General features: G+C 45.6%; 15 protein-coding genes. All 15 read right to left on the bottom strand.

Translation table 11 applies throughout. From position 1 onward, the window contains the following. Positions 1-14: 14 nt before the first annotated feature. The 15 genes from AC58QD_RS29195 to AC58QD_RS29125 all read right to left on the bottom strand — a co-directional run bounded on the left by AC58QD_RS29195 (position 15) and on the right by AC58QD_RS29125 (position 23931). A complete protein-coding gene (locus tag AC58QD_RS29195) occupies positions 15-2405 on the bottom strand; it encodes a helix-turn-helix domain-containing protein (protein ID WP_497338564.1) in 2391 nt (796 codons plus the stop codon). Between the two features lie 518 nt (positions 2406-2923). Next, positions 2924-4369: a hypothetical protein gene (locus AC58QD_RS29190; protein ID WP_497338563.1), complete on the bottom strand. Its 1446-nt coding sequence runs from the start codon at positions 4367-4369 to the stop codon at positions 2924-2926. Between the two features lie 24 nt (positions 4370-4393). Beyond that, positions 4394-6574 (bottom strand): family 20 glycosylhydrolase, encoded by a 2181-nt coding sequence (locus tag AC58QD_RS29185; RefSeq protein ID WP_497338562.1) that lies wholly within the window; start codon positions 6572-6574, stop codon positions 4394-4396. A gap of 12 nt (positions 6575-6586) precedes the next feature. Then, positions 6587-7693, bottom strand: coding sequence for a hypothetical protein (locus AC58QD_RS29180; protein ID WP_497338561.1), 1107 nt, complete (start codon positions 7691-7693; stop codon positions 6587-6589). 22 nt (positions 7694-7715) lie between these two features. Beyond that, complete coding sequence (locus tag AC58QD_RS29175; RefSeq protein WP_497338560.1) at positions 7716-9701, bottom strand: beta-galactosidase trimerization domain-containing protein; 1986 nt, start codon at positions 9699-9701, stop codon at positions 7716-7718. 19 nt (positions 9702-9720) lie between these two features. Further along, positions 9721-10941, bottom strand: a complete 1221-nt coding sequence (locus AC58QD_RS29170; RefSeq protein WP_497338559.1) for an acyltransferase domain-containing protein — start codon at positions 10939-10941, stop codon at positions 9721-9723. After that, positions 10941-11354 carry a GNAT family N-acetyltransferase gene (locus AC58QD_RS29165; protein WP_497338558.1) on the bottom strand — a complete coding sequence of 138 codons (414 nt, stop codon included), beginning with the start codon at positions 11352-11354 and terminating at the stop codon, positions 10941-10943. The genes AC58QD_RS29170 and AC58QD_RS29165 overlap by 1 nt, the downstream gene beginning before the upstream one ends. Then, complete coding sequence (locus AC58QD_RS29160; RefSeq protein WP_497338557.1) at positions 11291-11914, bottom strand: GNAT family N-acetyltransferase; 624 nt, start codon at positions 11912-11914, stop codon at positions 11291-11293. The genes AC58QD_RS29165 and AC58QD_RS29160 overlap by 64 nt, the downstream gene beginning before the upstream one ends. A gap of 222 nt (positions 11915-12136) precedes the next feature. Then, positions 12137-14527: a choice-of-anchor Q domain-containing protein gene (locus AC58QD_RS29155; protein WP_497338556.1), complete on the bottom strand. Its 2391-nt coding sequence runs from the start codon at positions 14525-14527 to the stop codon at positions 12137-12139. Positions 14528-14558: 31 nt separating this feature from the next. After that, positions 14559-16763 (bottom strand): IPT/TIG domain-containing protein, encoded by a 2205-nt coding sequence (locus AC58QD_RS29150; protein ID WP_497338555.1) that lies wholly within the window; start codon positions 16761-16763, stop codon positions 14559-14561. Between the two features lie 34 nt (positions 16764-16797). Then, a complete protein-coding gene (locus AC58QD_RS29145; RefSeq protein ID WP_497338554.1) occupies positions 16798-19059 on the bottom strand; it encodes a family 20 glycosylhydrolase in 2262 nt (753 codons plus the stop codon). Between the two features lie 109 nt (positions 19060-19168). Then, a complete protein-coding gene (locus AC58QD_RS29140) occupies positions 19169-20047 on the bottom strand; it encodes a carbohydrate ABC transporter permease (RefSeq protein ID WP_497338553.1) in 879 nt (292 codons plus the stop codon). 18 nt (positions 20048-20065) lie between these two features. After that, positions 20066-21025 (bottom strand): ABC transporter permease, encoded by a 960-nt coding sequence (locus AC58QD_RS29135; RefSeq protein ID WP_497338552.1) that lies wholly within the window; start codon positions 21023-21025, stop codon positions 20066-20068. Positions 21026-21040: 15 nt separating this feature from the next. After that, positions 21041-22660: an extracellular solute-binding protein gene (locus AC58QD_RS29130; RefSeq protein WP_497338551.1), complete on the bottom strand. Its 1620-nt coding sequence runs from the start codon at positions 22658-22660 to the stop codon at positions 21041-21043. Positions 22661-22953: 293 nt separating this feature from the next. Further along, on the bottom strand, positions 22954-23931 hold the full coding sequence (locus AC58QD_RS29125; RefSeq protein WP_497338550.1) for a Gfo/Idh/MocA family protein: 978 nt from the start codon (positions 23929-23931) through the stop codon (positions 22954-22956). Positions 23932-24032: the final 101 nt, after the last annotated feature.

The raw sequence follows: 24032 nt of genomic DNA, 5'->3' as shown, positions 1-24032 counted from the left end.
ACCGTTATCCCATTTCACGATACATTATCTGTATGACTGTTTTTATTCTTACCTTTGGAAATCGCCCCTGAGTTTTCCCTGTATTTCCCAGGTGTGATGCCCTCAAATCTTTTGAACACTCGAATCAGACCAACATCGTTCGCATATCCGACCAATTGAGCAACCTGGGAAATCGTCAGCACCGGGTCAGATAATAAAAGTTTCGCATGCTTCAATCGAACAAGCGTGACGAAATCCGTGATGTACTGGCCACTATATTTTTTGAAGAAGGCAGATAAATACTGCGGTGTAAGTCCTAACTGCTCGGCCATTGCGGTCAGGCTAAAACTGCTGGTTGTCCCGTGCTCTTCCACGTATTCTCTGATACTATTGAACAACTTCTCTCCATGATCGGAACGCTTCTCATTGACGACGTTACAGATCAAAGCATACCATTCCAACGTTCTATCCAGCATTTCTTCCGCAGTGGGGCAGCTTAATATGGATTTGGCTGGATCGCTCTCGCCATTAACCGACTCCCAATTCTTAAAGTGAAAGGAATGGAACAATTTGTGCAAAGTGCCCACCATATCGAAAAATAAACATTTACCAGTATGCGGACTTAGTTTACGATTCTGAAAATTGATCTCATAAACTTGCTGCAATAATTTCAAAATGCTTGCATAATCACCGCTCTTGGCCAAATTGATTAATTGAGTTTCCGTTTCCAGAGGATAATGATACCCGCCTACCTCAAAGTCATCGATTTCCCCGAAAAAAATGACTGTATCTTGCCCTCTAATAATTTTATAGTCAAGCGCTGATAACGCTTCCCCGTATGCCCGACCGATCCGTTCAAAACCTTGATGAACGTTGCTTGTGGTGATGGTTGTACGAATTCGGAATTGTTGATTAAGTATTTCCTTCATTCTCACCACGAACGAACGCAAAGTGCTCATCCATGAATCGGATTTCATTTCTTCGCGCATATTGATTAATATGGCAAGCCGCAGGCGATCCAACTCAACTACATACTCACATCCCTTCAACAATTCGGAGCTGAGGTTTGCGACAATAAAACGAACGAGCGCCCACTCCCGTTCAGAGTCTTCCTGTACGAATCGGCTGAAATCGTCAATATCAACGATAACAACTGCAAATATGTCTGAAGAAAATTTCACTCCCATAAATTCAAGCGATTCATTCATCTGAACCGTATTGTCCGTATGTCCCCGGATCAGGCGGGACAGGAAGTTAGCTTGAATAACAGGCGCCTGTTGTGACAAAGTGTCACGTAAATGCCGTTCATCTCGCATCGTTTGCTCTAACGTCTTTTTGATTAATTCGAACTCGTTTCCCTTTATTTTGTCTGCAGACCCTTTGCCTGTCCGGATCGATTCGACCAATTCCCGAACTGGGCTATAGTTCCGATAAGCCATAAAATAACAAGTAACCCCGCCCCCTAAAAGACAAACAAGCAACAGTGTGAAGGCCCACAACTTTGTAGTAGTAACTTTTGATAGGACAAAATCTTTTGGGAAAACAGACACGTACGTCCAGCCGTTTAATCCGGAAACAGTGTAGGACAAAATCATCTGTTCTCCCGCGATTATTGAACTGTTGCGGTCGGAGGAGGGTGACAAAGCTATTTTACTTATAACTTCTCGGATCGTATCTTGATTATCCTCTGTCGTCATGACCACTTGTTGATTTGAATTTATGATATAAATGCTTCCGTGGTTCATCTGCTCAATCGGAAGCAGCATTTTTTTGATTTCTTGTTCATCCATTAATATGGCAACTGCCCCTTGCGGATGCGTTTTTTCTTCTATCGGCAGGGGTTGAATGTAAGTAATGACATTTGTGCTCTTCGAGCCTACTATAATCTCCATAGATGGTAAATATGTCTTTGTAGTGCTGTTTAATAGCGCTTCTTCCATCATACGTCTATTGTCGGCATTGGGTATAATGCTTATATTATTGTGATAAATCGATAAATCGGTTTTCATCTTTGTCGAAACAACAACTTGCGAGTCGCGGAAATAGGCAAAATAGTCGTCGATGAAACTGTTCGTCGTACGGATTCGAACTAAATCGTTATAAAAATCGATATAATTGTAAAGATCCTGACTTTGTTGCGAGTCCTGATTATTCAGCAAATACCTAAGCTTTGGGTTCAATCCAATCTGCACCGCTAACCTTTCAATTTCTTGTGAGCGGTTATCCGTTACTTGTCTCACTTGTTCCAAAAGCGCTAAGTTCGATCGATTGGCGTTTTCAATCAGAACCTTTTCCACTCTGTTATATAGAAAAACACCAACGATGACTGGAATCAACAGAATAGAGAGATAGGAGAGCAACAACTTAAGAAAGAGACTTGTCTGGGTTAGTCGTTGGTAGTTATTCCTACGTGTGAACGTGATCATACTTACCCTCCCTATTAAAAAGACACTTTAATGCTCCTGTACTCTCTATTCTGTACACCCGATTATTCACTTTGGTAAAATAAAAAGGTATCCAGCTCCTCGATTGGAAGTAGTTATTTTTCAAAGATAACCATTTCCTGAGAAACGAATTCCTTTTGTAAAAAATTCAATATTCACCGTGAAAATCCTCCTTCTCCTTCTCCTTTTTCATTTATTTCGTTCCTCATCTTGAATTGTAATAACCGTCACGCTGTCGGGACCCTTGTTTGGGATATATATGAAAATACTCTTGAATAAATGTACGCAACAGACGAGACTTAAGCTTTCTCGCTCCTTGGACGATTTTCTCGGGAAAGGGGAGGCTGTTGATACCGCCATGGCCGATGGAATGACGCCACCATTCGAAAGAACCTGTATGCTGATCGGCGTCAATATACACATGCCGCTCATTGCGTGGGCAACGAACGGCATGTGCGCTCTCTTGTGCGACTATCAGAATTGCATGTTTCTCTAGCGTGTTAATCGATCAATACCACATTATCTATCTTGTACACGCCTAAACAATATTTGGGATTGGTAACCGCAGCAGTGATCTTAGTTACGTAACAATCAGGTTTAGGATTGACCCACTCCAAGTCATACAGGGAAATGGTCTGAGAGTTTACATCGGCATGAAGCAGAGGCCTTGTGCGATAGCTTACCTTGTGTAGCCTTGTATCCGTATCATATTGATGTGTAATAGGATTAAATTCATGGTTCCACTTCACGGATTCACAACTAATATTTATATCCATAATCAAATCGATTTGCTCTTGATCGCCGTTATCGAAGTGTACTGTATAATAACCAATGCGCTCACCGGATTTTGCAGAACCCTGATCCGCTTTAAGGGAATGCCTGATCATAACACTATCACTTGATTGCTGGATATCGGCAATCGTCATTTGTTCATTGAAATGAATGATTGGAATCGGTTTTCTTGTAACAACATCCCTGTCATTATTTCTAATAAGCACAGAATAGCGATCCGCATACTCACTAAGTGAAGGCCTTCTTAATCCGTGGACATTATTCATGAACAAGTAAGTTCTTTCCATTGCCAGCGGAAGAACCTTTTCCCATGTTGAGTTTGCAAACTCAGCATGATTTAGAGCATACGATCCTATTACTAATCTGAAGATGAATCCATTCTGAACCATGGCTTCTTCTGTGAGTTCGCCTGTATAGGAAACTTTTACATCCCCGATCGCTTCAATATACTTGGTGAATCTTGTTCTTAGCTCCCACGAAGCTACACTTGATGCATCAAGCTCAAATGCCGTTTCATAAGGACCATCTTCATTTTCATTGCTAAAGCAGGTTTGAATCCCGTTTCTTCTGCACAAGTCTTCCATGTATTCCTTTGCCTCTTGCTGCAGATCACTGGAATCACAATTTCCGAAAATGATGGAATTGTATTTCAAATCAGCGATCTCTTCTATCACTTTAAGGAACCATTCATATTCCTTTTTATTGGGCAAATGAATGCACACTTGTCTTAGCTCTCTGTAAGGATGAACGAGCATAACCCCATTTTTAATCGTTCTACCATCAGACATTAACTGTTTTACCATCTTCAAAGCATAGAGGAATCCACTGCCGCCCAAAGCAGCTACCTCTAATTGATAGGAACGAACGAGGATCATGAAAGATTCATTGCCAAACTCGGAAAGTCTAAAGGCTGTCGAGTACTTGTTATTGATGCGGGCTATATCCGCTTCTTCTACCTTTCTCAAAACAATTGCGCCTGCGGTGTCTAAAGAAACGTTTCCCAATCCCAAGATTCTCTTTAAAGCTTCTGATATTTCTGGAACCTCAAGAAGCACCTCTTCACTTAAACTAACATTCAAAGGCTTGCTTGCATCAAAATAGCCGTAAGTAGGTTTGTATAGGCTTGGCTCCGGGTAAATAAAGGCTTGTTTCATGTTTGACCTCCCGTTGAAAACGCATTATTTCAGCTTCACACATTTAATATCGTAAACCAGAATTTTAAAGGGCGTATTGAGGTTATTTGCCGTTAGGGAAATGCTTGCAATTGTTTTATTCGGATAAGGATTGTTCCATTCAAAATCATAAACCGTTTGGCTTCCTCTTCCGTTTTCGCAGATTAAACGTGGTTGAATATAATAAGAGGCCTGCTGAAAATAAATATCTGTGTGGTAGTTGCAGATCGACTCTGCCCTTCTGCCCCAGTCTGCTTTGGAGTTTGCGATGTGCTGGCCGAAGTATAACTCAATCGGACATGTAGAGCCGTCTTCATACGTAACCGTGTAAGTTCCAATTAAATAATCCTCTATCTTATATCCATGGTCAGCTAATCGAAAAGGAATAACAGCCGTCGTATTATGACTGAAAATGATACTATCGGCTTGATCCTCGACAATACCTACTCTAAAGGTTTGAGCTACCGTATATCGTTTTATCTTCGAATGATAAGTTCCCACTTCATGCTTCACATTCGTGTGCAGGAAATTTCGTATTTCCACCGCAGATGTTCCCAGGTAATAATTGTCCTTCTCCTCGTGTCTAACAATGACGGAAGACGTATCATATTCTTTTTTCGAATAGGACGGAAGAATTTCCCCGCTCAGAATCTGCAACAAATATGGCGAATACGCGACCGTCAAATCTCTAACCTTTACATAGGAATAATTATTGTAGGTTTCATTCCAGAAAGCATAAGAAGAATAAATGATATTGAATAAATACCCGTCGCGGGCCATATTATTGTGCTCCAGCGTATCCCAATGGGAACACTCCGCACCTACTACGTTGTCCATCCGTGAAACCAATTCCCAATTGGGCACATTAGGTCCAACAAAATTGCTGCAGATGCCTGTCAGTCCATTTTGTCTATATTGTTCAAAGCCTGTAGGTTCAATGCCCCAATACCAGTTAAACATAGCAATATCTTTCGGAACTTTTGAAATAGCAGGAAATGTGGCGCCTCTATAACCGAAAATTTTCGATACTTCATAGCTTTCAATAACTTTAAATGCGCCTCCTTGTCCTCTTCCATCAAGCGTATGCGCATTTAAAAGCTTTTCTCCCCACATTTCAGTCTTAACTTCTTTTGTAGCTAAATAGTCATGAATTTTGGTAACGTCGTAAGCAAATAGGTCCGCAGGATCCCAATCCTTACACTTCTCGCACTCACAATAGGAATACCACTCATCGTGACCGATATTGATCGTCGCAGGTTCAAATACTTCAATTACCTCATCCATTACGTCAAACAACAGCTCATAGCTCTTCGGATTCATGGGGCAATAGGTGTCCGGATAAGGGTCATGGGGCCTTTCAGCGATTTCTCTATGCGGAATAACAAGATAATCGCAATGACTCAAAGATTGAACCTCCGGTACAACTTCAAACATATGTTCCTTGCAGAACAGAACTAATTCTTTCACGAGTTCTTGACTTAGAAATTTACCGCCGCCATTCTCGATGTGAATGCTATCCTTCATATATTTAAAGGCGTTTTGATACAGCTTAGCCTTTTCAGGAAATTCATTCATATCTTCAGCATATTTCACCCAGGATTCATTAATTTCTGGATGCCTTTTATATTCCATCCCGGTTACTTCCACGTAGATACGATTATATTTCATGTTGGCTAACCCTTTTATGAACCTCTTGAAATAATCGACCTCCTCTTCCGGGGGCAAATAAATGTGCACACCTCGCTGGCTTACATGCGGATAATCGAAAATTATAGCACTTTTAATAGAAACTAAGCTTTCGGTACGCATTACTATCAATTGCTGCAAGGTTTGTATAGCATAAAAAAAACCTTTGCGATCCATAGCCGATACTCGAATCCCATCCTTGTAACAGTGGATGAAATAGCACTCTTCCTTGAGCTGATCAAGTTGAAAATTCGTGTTAAATTGCTTATTGATCTCTTTGATTTCATGTTCAGAACCTAATGTGAACCCTAATTTACAGTCGTTCATATCCTGATTGACGGTAAGATTCATACCAAGGGTATCGTTTAATGCTTGTATTAGCTCGGGATAATTACGACTAGCTTCAGGACTTATGAAGATAGGATCGGTGTATCCGATACTCCTAAAGCCTTTTTGAAAGCTCAAATAATTAGGTTCGGGCATAAGCACAGGTAATTCCATGTGAACCTCCATTCAGCAATTTGGCGTTAATTTAAATAACATCGGAATGTTGCTGTCCGTTTCGCCTACATAAATGGTGCCGTTATCCATTACCGCCATCCCATGAAAGTAGCACAGCTCCCGGTCAGGATTCGGGGAACCGTGGTCAACGAATTTCTCAGTCTTGGGATTGTAGCTGATCAAGTGCATGTTGGGAAACCCTGCGGTAATAAATATAGTGCCGTCATTAGCCTCTTTCATGCCGGGTACCCTTGGTGTCATGATAGGTTTGCCTATCGGCGTCACCTTGTTCGTACTCTCATCCACTTTAAATATTACGCCGCCTACCGCTGTTCCGCCGTAAATCGTACCGTCGGAAGCGCATACCCAACCGTCAATTCCTTTATTTGCGAAAATATCATATTCATCCCCATGAACAACAAGCTCTTCTGTTCGGATGAACTTATCCGTATCGGGATGATAATTGAAAAGATAGGTTCCCAGGAAGCTGAATTTTTTCCTGCTCTCATCTGCAACCGGACCACCGCTCCAGGTAATATTACCGAAATAGCCGCCGAATACGGTTCCTTCCTGTCCGACGACAAGGTTATGCGACGCATAATGCGATATTTTTCCCTTGTCGATTACTCTGTGATCATCCAGATAATGAATGAAAAAGTGGTTGTCAGGAATCGTATAGCCATAGATGATTCTTCTCTTCTTGTCTATTGCCAAGCCGTGTATGGCATTTAATGGAACCTGGATGCCATAATCCTCAAGTTCCCCTGTATGAATATCGTATCTGAAAAGATGGCCTCCGCCGTAAGCTGCCAAATCGCAGTCATAAGGGGAACCGTTCCAGTCGATGTTCAAGCCCTGTCCTATATACAGTTCACCGTCAGGTCCTTCAACGAGCGAATTGTGCACCTTATCATAGATCGGCACCATATTTTTGCGCTCAGGGAATATTTGTCCAAGATCTTGGACGGAATCATCTTCAGCATTAACTTTTACGAGGACATGGCCTAAACCAGTGAGTCCTACATAAATATTTCCGTCGATCCCTTTTTGTACCGATGTGATTGCGATTGCCCCTTCGATACCGCCAAGCGAGATTTCCTTAACATCGTAACCGATCATCGCATTTTTCCCCTTTCAGATTTTATTCAAAACAAACAACCGAATAAATACGTAGCTTGGGGATCGTAATCCAGCCGCTCGAACTCATCTCCACGGTACATTCCTCTCCGGTATCTGCGGATAATACTTGGATTCGGGTTCCGGGATCGAGACTTGCGCCAAGCTTGATTCTGACATTGTTTACTGCCTCTTCGCCCTTGTAATTCAACAAATGCAAGCAAAGCTTTTGGTCGCTTGTTTTTCGCTGTATATCCACTACTACGTAGTTTGGCGCTTCAACCTCTACAGGAATCGTTTTCTCCGAAGCCCATTGGATCGCTTCCATAATCTCATCCTGATTGAGCGGAGGTCCCCAATATTCCGGTGTAATCCGCGGCTGGTCTTCCTTCTGCGCAAAGGCTTTCATATCGAACGGCTTATTTGTACGTAAATTCGGAATATAGACGACCTTCCCTCGGCCGTAATCCATTTTTAACAAATGATGCCACGGTTCTTTGGCAATCCCGAGCTTGGCTAGCAGCGACTGGTCCCCCCTGCTTCTTCTCCAATCGTCAAATTCACCGGATTTATCCGTAACAATCAAGCCGCCGCCATTGTCCGCAAACGCTAGCAAACCTTGTATCTCTTCATCAGTCAAGCATTCCGTATTGGGTAAAATGATGACCTTATACTTGTCAATGCTAGTAAGATTGAATATCAAGTTGTACGGAACATGCCCTTGCTGCAGCCCCTGCTGCATGGTGATGTTCGAATAATAGGGATAGTAGTTGTTGAAGGATAGCGATGCCTTCGATTCGTACAGCGCAACGTTCGTTACAGGCACAGCGTCGTAAATGTCGGCATGCTTGTTTCTAAACGCTTTATACCCCTTGAACTCTTGCTCTTCCCCGGAATAAATCGCCGCAGCGCCTTCAACGCCGTTAATAATGCCGTGATTGAATGCCATCGATTCCGCATAAGCAACCATTTTACCGGGAGAGGACTCGTAGGGCTGATTAGCGAACACGATTTTATCCATAGCTCTTGCCATCTTGAAGCTGCGGATTCTACTGAACAGAACACCATCACTGGAATACCTTGGGAATCTGTCGCATTCATTCCAGAAAGCGTCCATACAATCTATGAAATCAGGCACATACAAGCCATGCAGGAAGGCTGTATTGGATCCAAAATGTTTGTATGTGTTAAATTCCAGGAGGACGTCCGGATTAAGTTTTTTACAGTAATCATATAAGCGGGTTATGACCTTAGTAAGGCTGTCGCATCGGAAAAGAATCCATTCCTGGATGACCGGGTTTCTGATCTCCACAAGATTCATCGGGTGGATGAAATAGTTCCATACCGGAGGCCGCATGTAATCGAGTATTGTATGCCCGAATCTTTCTTTTGTACGCTTCGATCCTTCCGGAGTATCTGGACGGTATTTATCCTTGAGAAAGTTTACAAAAGCGGTTTTGCAATCCATGCAGTGGCACACGTAAGGCTCCTCGGACGTACTAATATTATCGAAGCCGATAGCATCACCGCCTACTTCCACGACGCCTTTATGAATAATTTGCTCCAGGTAGTCCCAGAAGCCATTCTTGTTAAAGCAGGGATAATATCGAAACGTCTGATGGCCGTAGAGCAGCGTGATCGGCTTTCCGTCCTCGTCCGTCTGAATCCAATTCATCATGTCCGGTTGTTCGGCCAGCATCGTTTCCCCGGAAAGGGTGCCGAATTGAATGTATAACTGGACCTTCAGCCCATGCTTATGGGCCAGCTCCACGTACTGCTTGGTCATCTCCATCTCTTCTTGCTCACACTCGACGCCTGAGCCTTTGTAAAAATGCTGTCTGATTATATCGCACCCGTTCTGCACGAGCTTAATAATATTTTCTTCCATATGATCATCCAGAAATCTTTGTTCCGTCTTCAAGTCCGCATATCCCGCTCTCCGTAAGAAGCTAAGCGGCTCGTGATTGATCGCTAATACAAAACCATTTTTTCTAAATGAATCGATCGTCATCGCGTTCTTTCATTCCTTCCTAGTATGAATTAGGTGAATCAATGCTTCCGATCTGGCCGTAATGACGGGCAAATAATCCTCTCTCAGCATCTTCCCGCATAATAAACCCGGCCCCGCTGTGCATGAGATGCCCCTCCTCCAGATGTTCGACAATCACACGCCGAAGCAATGTATTTCTAGGTGTGGTTGCAAGATCGATCTGCCCCTTGCCAAAAACTCTGGCAAGTGTCCAAGCGTTATGAGATAAGATCGGGAACAAATAGAAGTCGTTGAGAAATTGAACTATATTCGATGTTTCCGGGAGCAATTGCCGGAACTGGGGACTGAGCAGCCAGGAGCCGCATGTAAAAGCTTTAAATTTCGTGTCAGGAAAATATTTCGGATAAAACTGCAGCGCCTTTCTGTAAGATTCCCTGCACCGGTCCAAAGTCATTTTGCTTCCCTCCGGTATATGGAGCTGCAGCACGGGATCGCCCCCAGATAAGACTGGCTGCCACTGCGCTTTCTGCAAGCGTATGGGCTCATGGAGTGCATGCCCTTGGGCCGATATCGGAGTCCCGATAATCTCATGCTCCGTCATCTCAAACCGGGAGGTCCATCCTCCATGCCGATCGTAAATATCGTTCGTTCCATCAAGCTGTCCATCGGCTCTAAAGCTGACGCCGGCTTCCGGAAATGCGAAGACATTGCCATTGTTCGCATGACGGAATACATGCAGGTTGTGATGGAACGGCTCGATAATAAACTGCAGCCGGCCAAGCCGGAACAGCTTACAGGTCATGTGAAGCTTTAACCAATCCAGCTTCTCAAGCCCCCAATGTCCATACTTCTTGCGATAGTCGCGCATCCATACTTCGACGTCGCTCATCGTTTCTGTAAGGACATCGAGCGGAATTTGCCTCGAACGATACCACTCGATCGTCTTCGGCAGTCCAGAAATATAAACGATGGCCGCGAACATACCAGATTGTTCGCCCATTAGACGATCCAGATCGGATCGATCCGGCCAAGTCGTTTGTTCAGCTTGCGGCCTATTACCGGAATCATATAAAAATAAGTGGCTGATCCAAACGAGCTTTCTAAGCTCCACATGCTCTCTCATCAGCGAGAGGGCTTGACGATACGCTTGCGAAATATCATCGGGAAGCTGCAGCACCTCGTTCGCCTCATGAAAAAATCGTTCCGTCAAAAAAGGGATGCTCCAATCTGCGTTAAACTCCAAGCCGTCAGAAATGGCCATTATTCATGCATCCCAACGAATCGTTTTTGCATATAGTCATACGATTTCCATACCTGATAGCCGAGCTTCCCATAAAAAGCAGTGAGACCGGTATGGTCAATGACGATATGCCGGATTCCGCGCTGCCGGAGAAAATGAATCCCGGCTTCGACAATGGCAAGCCCGTATCCGTTGCCTCTGAATCGGCTGTCCACGCCGAGGGGCCCGATCCCCCCCAATTCCTCCTGAAAGAGAGGCGCCCAATAAATGTTTTGCGTCATGATCGGCGACCGTATATCATTAATCCGGCAAAAGCCGATGATTTGACTTTCTTTTTCCAGCAACACAAATTCCCGGCCGTCTCCGCCTTTTAAAATATAACGAGCCGCTTGATATTCCCATTTGCCAGGGAAGCATCTATGAAAAAAATCCAAAAAGCGCTCATGATCCGAGCCATCCCATAAACGGTATGTGACACCCTCGGCTTCCGGCAGCGGGGTGCGGTCCTGATCGGTGTACCGTTGTACAGATCTGAAGCTTGGGACACATACTCGTATCCACGGCGTTCAAACCATGACTTAACCGACTCGCTCTCATGCGGAATACCCGGGAAAAACCGCCATTGCATGTCATTCCCTAAGCCGATCATTGTTGCTCCAGCATTCGTCAATGCAGACTCGGCTTTCTCCAGCAGCTTGCTGCCGACACCCTGGTTTCTGCAGCGGGAATCAACAAGCAGCACTTGAATCCAGCCTTGCCGGCGATCGAATTGGAATCCTTCCACCGTATCCTGCCATATTTTCGAAACTATGAAGCCGGCGGCATTATCGTTCTCATCTAGTGCTGCCCATGTGCCGTCATGAAGCATATTCGGATCGCCTAACGTATTTTGAAGCAGCAGCTCGAGGTGCATCGGAAAACTGGCTTCCAGCTCCCGATTCCATAGCGCCAGCAAATCAGGCATCAAATTGTGAGTCAGTGGAACATATCTCAACACCATTCCTCCTTCAGGCCTCTCCGTCTTATAAACTTCTATTTCGCAAAAAGGGGGATCCCCCTTCAACAGAGCTCTGCTTCTGCTTAAGAGTGTTCCCCCTTGTTCGCTATCGCCTTAAGGGTAAAGATACAGATACAGATTGTACATCAGCACCGCGGTTGCGGCCCTTGTAGTCGTTTCCTTCGGATTTTCATCCCCAGTTGGGTTATCATCTCCAGGTTAATTATCATCCCCTTGATTATCATCCCTAGGTGGATGAATGATTGGCGCGTGCTGATATTCTACAGGGCCAATGTCTATGGCTGAGCCTGAAATTCTTGCTTTGCCAAGGAAATCGGTTACCGGCATGACGGGTGACGAATACATACTGCCGTTTACAGTAATGCTCATTCTGCCTTCATCAATCGCCGGACTGTTAGACAGAAGACTATAACCGGACAGCTGCGGATTCAAGTAAATGGCCGAAGTATCCCAAGCCTGAACAGCATCACTCTTCCCTTCGCGACCATAGAAAATGTTGCCATAATTGCCCGGGAGCATATCGATAGAGCCGCCTTGGAAGTAAGTATGCTTCGTGGTGTAAAAGATGTTGCTGAAAATATATAGCGATCCGCGTTTCCGCGACGCATCCGTAGTAATTTTGCTGGACGCGATTTGACCTGACGATTTCAACGCCCATGGGTCATCCGGATCGTCTGGCACTTGCTTGTCGCTATCATAGCCGTTGTCTTTGAACAGATTGTTGTAAATGAATATATCCGCATCATTGTTCACAATATTAATCGCATTGAAGCTGCCGGATGTCGCCCATGTAGGACCTATTCCGGTATGGTCAAAAATGTTGTTGTATATCGTCCATGTACCCGTGTTTGAATTGGAAATATTGATTGCATTTCCTCGGATATTTTTGAAGTAGTTGTCGTGCAGGCTTACATTTTTGAACGCCTCGATATCGCCATCCTTATGGAACTGAATCGCGCGGTTAGCCATAATATCCGTCATGCGGTTCCAAGCGATCTCAATATTTTCTTTTACCTGACCTGAGTTGGAGAAATAAATGGCATGGAACAGCTTGTCGGAGCTCTGCGCACCAGTTTTGTCGAAGTGGTTGCCGAGCAGCTTCACCTGCCCGCCTGCTCCATGGAGCGTACCGCTTGCCCCATCTCCGCTAGGCTGGGTTACATAGTTGCCGACAAATCTTAATCCGTCAAAGAAGTCTACAATCGGTCCCGTCGAATCCCAAACCTTGATCTGGGATATAGTCCAGTATGGACCTCCGGAGAAGACACCGCCTGTCTTGCCTCCGAGATTAACCACGGCTCCCGGATAAGCGACAAGCGCTTTTGACGCTGATGCGGCTGCACTGCTCAAGGCGATTGAGTTATCCTTGTTGTTTACAATCTCGCCGACTGAAGTACCCGCATAAACGATCCCGCCGTTGCCAATTTTCGTCTTGGCATTGTTGATCGTCTCATACGGTTTGTCAAAGCTTCCGTTACCGCGAAGGTCACTACCGGTAGAGGAGACGAAGACGATATCGCTGCTGTCAAGGATTTGAATAGGCAATTCGTTGGAGCTGCCGTCAGCCTTAACAAGCTTTATAACTTGAGCGCCTGCCGGTACATGATTACCTAATTGAAAGCTGATCTTTTCAAGACCGGATACAGGGTCGCTGCCCCAGACGTGGTAGGAATTTACCGGAACTCCCCCAACCTCTATGTAAGAGTTTCCTCTGGAAGGACCAAAGTTATTTCCCCATACTGTAACGAACGCTCCTTGATTGTTTTCTCCTCCCTTGTTAGGAGCAGTTGTTAAATCAGAGAAGTGCAGGGCGGCTTGTGAACTGCTGCCGGACTTTTTTGTCTTCACGAGCAATTTGCTAGTCTTTACGCCCTGAGCCGTATAGGTTGCGGTAATGTTGGCCGTTCCCTCGCCCTTCACATGAGCTTTAGTGCCGTTGATCACAACTGCTTTGGTGTTTGTAGAAGAGAAGCTCAGCATGGAGCTGTTCGTAATGTCAACTTCCGTCGCCCCGAAAAGAGCAGTAACCTTCAGATCATAGCTTCCACCGACAAGCGGGTTTTCAACTGCGGTCAGCTTAATGCTGGAAATATTGTCCCATACCTTCACGCTGGAAAAAGCCGTAAACCCGTTGGCACTTGCAGTAACGGTACCTTGACCTGCTGATAGCCCTTTGATAAAGCCGCCGTCAAGGGCTAAATTGTTGCTTGCGGTCAAATCTGCGGATATATTCTTATCGATAGAATGGTCGGAATAAGTCCTTATCAAGCTGAAAGGAACCTTATCGCCTGCCGGAATGTTGTATTCCGCCTTGTCAAAAGCTATACCTGTTGTAGCCGGCTCCAGTACTGTTACGTTAAAGGTAACCGTCACATTGCTATACTTTGCGGTAATAGTAGCCGTACCTAACCCATTTGTTAGTATCGTGCCGTCGGATGCTACAGCTGCAACAGCGGGGTTAGAGGAAACATACGTAGATAGTGCCGCTACATCATACTTCACTCCGTTGAAGGTTGCTTTCAGATCCGCTCTTGCAGATACTCCTCGAGGCACACTTAGGGAAGGCGTGTCTGTTGAAAAGCTGGTCATTGGCGACGAATCCAGGGAAACATTTTTAACCTCAACGCTTCCTCCAGTCATACATATAAGCGAAGTAAGCGGCAACTGAATTTGGCGCATAGCTGTAGTTGCTTGCAATTTGTATGCCGTTCACCCATACGCTATATGTTCTGCTGAACATATTCGTCTCGATTTTCACTTTGTAGGTCGTGCCTGCTGCTGCAGCTACACTAGCGTCTTTCTTGAATACTCCGTTGTCGGCCGCCATAAAGTAGCCGGTCGCTTGATCCAGCTTTAAGACGATGGCTAAATCCGACATGCTTGATGCAGCTGTGTATAAATCGCCGAAGCCAATATAGCTGTCGGCCGCCAGAGAGCTTGCAGTTACATCAAACTGGATCGCAGGTAAGCCGGTTATGGCTTTGTCAAGCACGTACTTTCCACCCGCCATAGTCGAACTGGATACTAATTTGTTTGGCAGTGAACGCTCAAGAGCACCTACGTCCACATTAGATCCGCCATAAGGTCTCTTAACACCGTTATAAGCATAAGGAGCAATATCTGCAGCACTGCTGCCGATCCGATCGATCATGCGGGTACCTGCATTTATGGCCAGACTTCCGTTTGCCAATCTGAAATCACGGTTCTCCGGATTTACGAACAGGGCGGTTGCAGCCACTGCAGGATCGTCCCAATTATACGCCTTAGCCGTCAGGTCCCAACCAGGGGCATCCCAGTCCGTTCCGATGAGCAAATTGTTGTATGCGCCCGACACCATGCCGGAGAGGCTGAAGTATCGGTAAGGGGCAGCTGTGGCAAGCGGTGGACAATAGATGATGTTGTTAGCAAAATATTTCGGTTTTGTGTTGTTGCCGATGACGACCCGTGAGTCGGTTGCATTGACGGCGATCGTCGTGCGGTCCGCCTGAGTAATTTTACCCGCTGCCAGTGCTGCATCCGCTGTTTGGATTGAAAAATTGCGGGCCGCCTGCGTCAGTCCTGTTTTGTAAAAGGTGTTGTTATAGAAATACGTTTCGGCAGAATTCCCGTCATAACGGACCGCATTATACTGCCATATATTTTTGGTTGTGGCCGCATAGCCCCCGTGTGACACCTGATCGAAAATATTGTTATATATTTTCACCACACCAAGTGTCGAATTGCTAGTTTGTATAGCGTACCATGCCGTTTTGTAAAAATAGTTATCGTGGATGGAGGAATCCTTGGTACTGGTACCCCCGGAGTAATAAATACCGAGCGCGGCATTTCCCCTGCCCAGCTCATCTTGACCAATCGTATTCCAGCCGATCTCCAGGTTGACATATTCCGTAACACCGGACGGTGCGTTATCCGGCCTGACATCAATGATGCGCGAATTTCTCTGGAAATTGCCTCTCTTAGTCGCTTCAATGACGCCCAGATTCCAGTCTGCTTTGAATCCGTCACTATCTTTCATAACATTTACGATATCATTGCCGAGAATCGTAATATTGCTGCCTCCGATTTTTAGTGCTGCAAGGCTCTGAATCATCGCCATAGAGGGCATTTCAATCCGGTTGCCTACAATTCTGAAGCCGTTGGCATCGTAAATTTCGATGGCCGCAATAGTCGCATCGACCAAGTGCAACTGCGAGAGGGTCCAGTATTTTCCTCTCGGGTTGGACGAACCATTTGTAAATATTTTGCTTGTTGTCGAACTACCCAGCTGTACTGAAGCTCCCGGATAAGCTGCCAACGCGTAAGGTGCCTCTGCAGTTCCTACCTTGGAAAGATTGAAGCTCTCCGCACTTGTAAAACCATTCCCGACATACACGATATCACCGGGATTCATGGCCGTGATCGCAGCTGCAAGATCGCCGCCAGCCTGAACAAAAGTGATCCCGCCGTCCCGTACAGTAAATGGAAGCGTATTCGAAACACCGTAAGCTGTTACAACCGTTATGTTGTAATTGCCGTTCGATATGCTTTTCGGGATTTGGAACGTTATTTTCTTGTCTGTCCATACACTTGTTTTAATAGCTTGAGTTCCGCCTATGTAAACTTCGCCAGACATTCTATCACCGAGATAATTGCCCCATACCGTTACAAATGCGCCATCGCCATTCTCTCCGCCTGTCGCCGGACCTGAAGTGAGGTCCAGGAACTGAAGCATCGGCGGAAGGATCGTGTCGTCGACTTGGGGTTCTGCAGCAGACGCCACATTGACCGTCATGGATACAAGCATGCAGACTGTCAGGAACACAGCAAGTATCTTCTTGAGTCTCATGTATATCTCTCCTTTATTGAACACCTTAGAATACCTATCTTCGTGCACCTGCAATACTGAATAATAGAACAGATTGTAAGACGTCATCCGGTTTTCCGACCCATCGGACAGATTGAATCTGTTTATCCGGATACGGGTTTACCCATTCGTATGCATATGCGGTTTTCGAACCCTCCAACGATTCCAGTTTTACCGGAATCGTGAAGTACATTAGCGATCCCCGCCACTCATCGGCCATCGAGTAATAGGGAGGAATGGTTGCTGCTCCCTGCCCGCCCTGGACACCCGCTTGCTCCACATCCTGCCTTACTTGGTCTCCGAGCGATCTATACCTGCCCCAATCCATTCCGATATTTCCGATGTGAACGCCATATTGAATATTCAAGGAATAACTCGATCCATCCTCATATTGGATTTCGTATTTTCCCAATTCATATTCGGACATATCATGGAAATTCCAGCTAGGAATAAATCTCATCGTTCGGGTTGCCGCATGCAAGAAGATAAGGCTTCTCATGCAATCGCCTACGTCCACATACACTTCATCCGTTGCCTCGGGAATTACAAGCTCGCTGCTGCCAGAAAAAATTTGTGGAAGCCGGTTGCCTTGATTCCAATCCACCTGGTTCATAAACACCTTTGAATTCCCGTCGTCACATCCAGAGTTACTGTTCTGACCAGCGCTGTACAGCTGCATGAATCCGGATTCATTTCCGGAAACCGAAGCATAATTGCGATTTCGCAGCATGCACTTCACATGGGGCATCATAGCGATCGTTGTGCGATCGGCTTCTGCCCATGCGTCCTCATCGTCACCTCCAGCCCACAGCATGCCAGCGGTGAATACGATTTGGTACATCGTGTTATTTCTGGCGATCGTGTACTCATCTGCCAGACACCAGGTAGAAACTTCCGCTCCAATAACTGCTTCACTACTGGATCTTTTTCTCCAATCGGCTATTAAGCTGCCATCGAAGTTACCTAATACGACCGTAAATCCATGATCACTGAATTCAGATTCTGTATTATGGCCGAGCGAGTGGTACCAGTCCAGCATCAGGATGTCTTTGGGAATTCGATCGATTGCCTCGTAGGTGGCCGGAACTCTCCAGTATCTTCCTTTCTTGTCGGTCTTTTCTTCGAATACACCCCCACGTGCTATACCATCAAAGGAGATGAAATTCTGTAATTTTTCGGCCCACATCATGATTCGAATGCCTTTGGATTTGTAAAAATCGTAAAGCTTGTTAATTTCATACGCTAACAGCTCATGCCCGGTTTTGTCCTTGCATCTTGGACATTCCCCTAAGATGCGTACCTCATCGTGACCGATACACACCCATTCTGGTTCAAAAACCTCGATAATTTCCTCCGCCACTTCAAAGTACAGCTTGTACGAATCCGGGTTTGAAGGACAATATGTATCAGGAAACCGCTCCTGTGGCCGTTCCGCTATCTCTTTATGTGCGTAGCACAAATAATAGCTGTGGCTTAACGCCTGGATTTCCGGTACAACGTCAATCCCGAGCTGTCTGGCGTACTGCACGATATCTCTCACTTCAGCTTTCGTAAGGTAAGACCCGCCTGCCAATTCTGTATGGGTACTGTCCTTCCAATAGGCTTCTTCATTTGCTTGTATCCCTCTTGGCCCTCCCGGATACGCATGGGCTTCACGACAAAAGCGCTCCCAACCTTCATTGATCTCAGGGTGGTTGTCGTATTCCATTCCGCCCCCGATTTCAAGAATAAGCAAATTCATTTTCAAATAAACGAACGTTCTGAGCATCCTCTTAAACCCTTCGATCGATTCACGCGCTGGTAAATAAAGATGAACACCCCTTCGTGAAAATTGGGGCCAGTCACCGATCTGCACACACGGAATTGACCAACTTTTACTTTTATCCTTGAAACAAAGCGCTAATAGCGTCTGCATGCCATAAATCGTCCCGGCTCGATCGCCGCTCGATAACTTGATGTACTGGCTGGTCACAGACAGTGTGTAGCTCTCCGCAACAATTGCTTCCTCCTGAGGGATATCCAATAAATGGTCTGCATGTACCGTATCGTTCGTTACTAGCAAACTCCAACCTGCCTTGGCGTTCCGGTTTCGCTGTATTTCTACATGTAACTGCTCACCAATCAACTCGAATAACAGGTTCTGTAAAAGCACTGCTGTTTCGCTTTCGCTATCCTTGTACACGACGATTTTTGTTGACGGACCTATAACGAATTCCCCATTGCCCTGCAGCATTTCCTTGGGTTTTGGATATATGGTTTGCAACTCATCCCTGTGCATAAGCGGCCTCTTTCATATTAGTTTTCACATCTTACCTTGCTGTTACCGAATTTGATTCCCTTTAGCATAGTTACCCCCTGGTCATAATTCCCTGTAGTATAACGGCTGACTATTCTTTGATGGCCCCGATCAAAACCCCTTTGACGAAATATTTTTGTAAAAACGGATACAGAAACAAAATAGGAAGTGTCGCTACAATAATAGTGGCGTACTTGATCGTTTCGCCGACCTGCATCTTATCGCTGACATTGGCAGATGTGAGCATACTTCGCGTGTCATTCTGCACTAATATTTCCCTTAGCACCATCTGTAAAGGATACAGATCACGGTTGTACAAATAAATGAGTGCAGAAAACCATGAATTCCAGTGTCCGACGCCGTAAAATAGCACCATGACGGCTACAACGGGCATAGAAAGCGGCAGCACGACACGAAACAAGATTGTAAAATCGTTCGCTCCGTCCATACGCGCTGACTCTTCCAGGCTTATCGGTACCCCTTGAAACGAAGTCCGCATAATAATAACGTTCCATGCGCTCACAGCACCGGGCAAGATCAGCGCCCATCTGCTATCGACCAGCCCGAGTTTCATAATAATCAAATAGGTCGGAATCAGCCCGCCGCTGAAGAACATCGTGAACACGATCATGAACATGATCGGATTTTTCCAGAACACATTCCCCCGGGACAGCCCGTACGCCGCCAAGGCGGTCAGAAATACATTCAAGGATGTGCCCACTATGACGTAAAACAAAGTATTCGAATACCCAGTTAAAATCATAGGATTTCTGAATACCGTCCAATAGGCTTCGAAGTTGATCCCTTTGGGAAATAAAAGCAGCCCTCTATGTTGTATTAGCTGTGCGGGATCACTTATGGAAGCGAACAGCACATACAGCATCGGATAGAGCGTGGCGAGCGACAAAAGGATTAGAATAACGGTATTGACAGAGTCAAAAACAATTTCGCCTAGGGAACGTCTGTTCATGCCTTCAATTCCTCCTGATCACCAAAGTTTCGTTTCGCTCGTCCGGCGACTGATGTAATTCGTCATAACCAACAGGGCGAAGCTTATGACGGAGTTCGCCAAGCCGACCGCCGCACCAAAGCTGTAGCTGGCCTCCAGAAGACCTTTGCGGTATACGTAAGTGGCAATGACATCTGCCGATTCATACGTGCTGGGATTGTACAGAAGCAATATTTTCTCCGTGTCTACAGACAGGATGCTGCCCATATTCAGGATGAACAGAATAATAATTGTCGGCAAAATGCCTGGTAATGTAATGTGCAGCATTTGCCGAAATCTGGTTGCTCCATCAACACGTGCTGCCTCGTAAAGCGTCGGGTCGATGTTCGCTATAGCGGCCAAATAAATGATCGAGCCCCAGCCAATTCCTTGCCAAATACCGGAAGCGATGTATAGAGTGCGGAACCACCCCGGAGTAGTGAGAAAGGGGATCGATTGCCAGCCGAACGCTTCAAGGATTTGATTGACTAGCCCGCGCAAGGATAAAAAATCGACCATCATCCCTACGACGACTACGACGGAAATGAAATGCGGCAAATAAGTGATCGACTGTATTGTCCGCTTAAAAATATGATGCCTCACCTCGTTCAAAAGCAATGCCAGTATTATCGAAGCCGGAAAGGCAAACACGATTCCGTACAAGCTCAACAGCATCGTATTGCGCAATACGCGCCAAAAAAAGAACCCATTGAAAAAATCGATGAAATGCTTGAATCCTACCCATGGACTGCTCCAGATGCCCAGTCCCGGAGAAAAGCTTTTAAAAGCAATTTGTACACCATACATAGGCGCGTAGTGAAACACGATATAGTACACAACGACCGGAAACAGCATGATATAAATGTAAAGGTTGCGCTTAAAATCTTGGGCGAGCCTCCTCCTGAGGCCCGCCCGTTGTCTGGAAGTGTCAGTTTGAGTTTGCGGATAGTGTTGTGCCATTGGACAGCTCCCTTATCAACGCTTTTTGAATCGGTCAAGAGCACCCTGCATGATTTTTACCGCTTCATCGATGCCCATTCCTTTTATTTTCTTCACATAATCATCGTACTTCTCGATTGGCTCAATACCCATGATTAGCTTAATGATCGTTTCATCGTTATACGTTTTGATATCATTCATGATGCTTGCCAGCTTATCATTTTCTGTGGCGGTAGGTGTAACCGGCGGCATAACATTTTCTCCTGTTGCCTTACCCCATGTTTGTTTAGCGTCCTTCTGCTGCTGTCTCGCAGTCATTTGCTCCATGACTCGTTTGTCATATTCGAAAGGACCGCTCGAATTGGACAACGCGAATCGGGCCAGCGCCTGTGTCTTCGGCAGCTTATTCGGGTTGTTCAGAATTTCATCAGTAAACGTCGGGTAATTATTGGCCATTTTGTAGCTCTGACCATCAACTCCGAAGTTAAACAACATATGGCCTTCATCGCTGTAAGCATAATCAAGCCACTTGATAATCGATTCCGGATTTTTTGCCGTTGCGGAAATTGCCGCACCAAGGCCGCTGAATGTTTTCTCCGCAAGGCCGAACTTATTAATTTCGCCTGAATTCAACACTGGGAACGGAGCGCCGAGTAGATCAAAGGATGGCGTAGTCGGCTGCATCAGATCGAGATATTTGCCGATACCGCTCGCCACATAACCCGGGAAAGCGCCTAGAACATTGGTCGTTACTTTCGTGTCACGCAGCTTCCCATCGGTTGCAGCAAAATCTTTATCGATCAACCCTTCCTTATACCACTGGGCCATCGTAGTAATAAATTGTTTGAATCCAGGCTCGGCTGGACCATACTTCACTGCTCCGTTGACTTGGAAAAATCCGGTGTCTACACCAAAGGCGCTTGAGAAGGCCGCCATAGTGCCAATATCTTGGACCAACAGCGGAATCTCATCTTTCTTGCCGTTGCCATTCGGATCTTTATCCCTGAACGCCACTAACACATCATGCCATTCATTGATCGTAGTAGGAGCTTTAAGACTCAATTTATCCAGCCAGTCTTTACGGATTACGGGCCCGAACACAACTCTCGCCCAATTGTCGAGATTTAAGAAAGGAACTACATAGATGTTCCCTTCATCTGTTGAAATAAGCTTTTTGGCATCAGGGTGGCTCTTCAAAAATTTATCAAGGTTAGGAGCATTCTTTTCAATCAACTCGTTCAAGCGTAGAATCGTTTTTTCTTTAATTGTATTGTCAGGGCCTTTAGGAATGTCCTTCCAGTTATTCACAATAACATCAGGTAAAGTTCTTGACGAAATCATCAGGTTAAGCTGCTCACCAGCGTTTTCAGTAGGGTGCTTGAAGTCGACTTTTGTACCTGTCTTTTTCTCCAGCTCTTTGTAAAGCCCCATTTCGTTGTAGCTTTTCATCGTTGCACCGGCATCCGAGTTCAACCAGACCCAATAAGTAAGACTGGCCGGATATGGAACTTCCGCCTTTTTCTCTGGTGGTGCGGTTGTCGCACTAGGCGACGGTGTCGCAACATCGTTTCCTTTCTTGTCGCCATTTGAACAGCCTGCGGCAACAACGGTAATTACCAACACAGTACTAAGAAGTTTGAACGTCTTACCTCTCATCTTTCTTTGCCTCCCCTAGAAAACGTTATCGACGATTAGTTCATCGACCTACCCTCAATGTAGTTCACGATGAACGAAAGCGTCCACTTTCAAAACATCGGAAACGCTATCCTGTTATCCAATCGGCCCCTATCCAATTTTAAACAGCGCTATCCGAGAGTGTGATTAGACTAGTTGAACTGCCCATAACCCAGAATTTTCCTAATTTTATCAGGATTTTTCATCTTGATTCATTAGGCAAAAAAAAGTCTTAAGCCCCGAAAGCAGGCTTAAGACTTCGCACTGTCAACCTATTACTCTACTGTCAAGTCACGTCCTTGGCGATGAGACTCGTACATGGTGTTTACTACTTTCACGACGCTGCGAGCATATTCACCCGAACAACCTGGGTCCGTCCCATTTTCTATCGCATCAACAATATCCTTGAATTGCAGCACGAACGAATTAACGGCTCCTGTCAGATCAATCGGCTCATATTTGCCCCCATCACTCACCCAGACCCCGGCTCCCGATGCAAGTCTCATCATACCGTTCGTAAACATGAACTCCGCTTCATTCCGGTTAACGCCGCCATGCCCGCTCTGGGAAATGGTAGCAGCAACACCTGACGCTGTCTCTACATAGGCGATTCCGCTGGACTCTACATCACCGATGGGAAACCCATAGGTGAAAGAAGCTTTTACTTTCACAATTGGGCTTCCTGTAATCCATTGAACGCGATCGATCGAGTGTGTGCCCAGATTCGTGAATATTCCGCCGCCAGCTTGTGCTTTCCAGTAGCACCAATTAGGTCGGTTCGGTTGATAGTAGGTTACGTGCCTGGAATCGGTAATCATGATGAGCTCGCCTAATCGCTTCGATTCAATGACTTCTTTGGCCACAATATTATCTTGTATATAATGAATGGAGTGACTGACCAACAGCTTGACACCATTCCGCTTAGACGCTTCTATAATGGCATCACAATCTTCAACCGTTGGAGCCATAGGCTTCTCCAGCAATAGATGACATCCTTGATCCGCGCACCATACAGATACCTCTCGATGCAGGAAAGGAGGCAGTGTATTCACGACAATATCAGGACGCTGCTCCAACACCATTTCTTTATAGTCATGGTACGCCTGGGTTCCATACTTCTCAGCTGCTTCTTCCGCTCTCTCCAAAACAACATCCGCAACTCCAGCAAACTCCAATTGCTCCATGTCCGCAATTGCTTGCATATGCCCTTTTGAAATGTTCCCTGCTCCGATAATGGCTACTTTATACTTCATAATAAGCCTCCCACTCTGCATTTAACGGCCCCTCTGAACAGTGGAGCAGAATGGCCGCTCATCGTACCCTGTTTAGGAGCTTATCTTGTTATTGTAGAGCT

It is taken from the genome of Paenibacillus sp. J2R1T-4 (assembly GCF_059692235.1).
This window is presented reverse-complemented; position numbering and strand designations above follow the sequence as displayed.

Excerpts from the sequence above, each read along its gene's own strand:
- AC58QD_RS29195 (WP_497338564.1), bottom strand. The coding sequence starts at position 2,405 with ATGATCACGTTCACACGTAGGAATAACTACCAACGACTAACCCAGACA.
- AC58QD_RS29190 (WP_497338563.1), bottom strand. The coding sequence starts at position 4,369 with ATGAAACAAGCCTTTATTTACCCGGAGCCAAGCCTATACAAACCTACT.
- AC58QD_RS29185 (WP_497338562.1), bottom strand. The coding sequence starts at position 6,574 with ATGGAATTACCTGTGCTTATGCCCGAACCTAATTATTTGAGCTTTCAA.
- AC58QD_RS29180 (WP_497338561.1), bottom strand. The coding sequence starts at position 7,693 with ATGATCGGTTACGATGTTAAGGAAATCTCGCTTGGCGGTATCGAAGGG.
- AC58QD_RS29175 (WP_497338560.1), bottom strand. The coding sequence starts at position 9,701 with ATGACGATCGATTCATTTAGAAAAAATGGTTTTGTATTAGCGATCAAT.
- AC58QD_RS29170 (WP_497338559.1), bottom strand. The coding sequence starts at position 10,941 with ATGGCCATTTCTGACGGCTTGGAGTTTAACGCAGATTGGAGCATCCCT.
- AC58QD_RS29155 (WP_497338556.1), bottom strand. The coding sequence starts at position 14,527 with ATGACCAGCTTTTCAACAGACACGCCTTCCCTAAGTGTGCCTCGAGGA.
- AC58QD_RS29150 (WP_497338555.1), bottom strand. The coding sequence starts at position 16,763 with ATGAGACTCAAGAAGATACTTGCTGTGTTCCTGACAGTCTGCATGCTT.
- AC58QD_RS29145 (WP_497338554.1), bottom strand. The coding sequence starts at position 19,059 with ATGCACAGGGATGAGTTGCAAACCATATATCCAAAACCCAAGGAAATG.
- AC58QD_RS29140 (WP_497338553.1), bottom strand. The coding sequence starts at position 20,047 with ATGAACAGACGTTCCCTAGGCGAAATTGTTTTTGACTCTGTCAATACC.
- AC58QD_RS29135 (WP_497338552.1), bottom strand. The coding sequence starts at position 21,025 with ATGGCACAACACTATCCGCAAACTCAAACTGACACTTCCAGACAACGG.
- AC58QD_RS29130 (WP_497338551.1), bottom strand. The coding sequence starts at position 22,660 with ATGAGAGGTAAGACGTTCAAACTTCTTAGTACTGTGTTGGTAATTACC.
- AC58QD_RS29125 (WP_497338550.1), bottom strand. The coding sequence starts at position 23,931 with ATGAAGTATAAAGTAGCCATTATCGGAGCAGGGAACATTTCAAAAGGG.